The organism is Streptococcus sp. HMSC034E03 (genome assembly GCF_001811505.1).
Classification (GTDB): domain Bacteria; phylum Bacillota; class Bacilli; order Lactobacillales; family Streptococcaceae; genus Streptococcus.
Window position 1 is genome coordinate 1 of record NZ_KV804929.1, and the last position, 506, is coordinate 506.

Below are 506 nucleotides of genomic sequence, written 5' to 3' on the forward strand. Positions count from 1 at the left end.
GGCTTTTTAACAAAAGAACCAATAGACAAAAACAATTAGGAGAAATTGTAATTGGTGTTGAAATTGAAAATAGTTCAGAGTTTCGTCAACTAGCTAAAGAGACAGCTGAAGCAATTAATTATTTAAATCATTGTCTTGACAAACTTAATGAGTTTGAACTAAAAGTTTCTACCTCACGAAAATGATCGAAGTTTCAACCAGAGCAGACAGAACAGAATTCTACAACTCGAGCGACTGGAGAGAACTTCGGAAGTTAGCACTTGAACGTGATCATTATGAATGCGTTTGGTGTAGAGACGAAGGCAGAGTAACAATGGACAACCTAGAAGTTGACCACATCAAGGAGCTAGAGTTCTATCCAGAGTTCGCTCTTGATCTAGATAACCTCAGAACGTTATGTAAAGAGTGTCACAATAAGAGACACGAACGCTTTCAGTTCCGAAAATCGAAAAAAATGCAAGAAAAGAACTTCAGGACTGATGAATTTTGGGGAGAATAGCACCCCC

2 protein-coding genes are annotated in these 506 nt (G+C 37.9%); both read left to right on the top strand.

Going from position 1 to position 506, the window contains the following annotated elements; genetic code table 11:
* The coding region (locus HMPREF2805_RS00295) for a hypothetical protein (RefSeq protein WP_075230964.1) at positions 1-185 on the top strand (185 nt) is incomplete at its 5' end.
* The gene (locus HMPREF2805_RS00300; RefSeq protein ID WP_075230965.1) at positions 182-499 is read left to right on the top strand and encodes an HNH endonuclease; all 318 of its coding nucleotides are present in this window, start codon (positions 182-184) and stop codon (positions 497-499) included. The genes HMPREF2805_RS00295 and HMPREF2805_RS00300, both read left to right, overlap by 4 nt.
* Positions 500-506 lie beyond the last annotated feature (7 nt).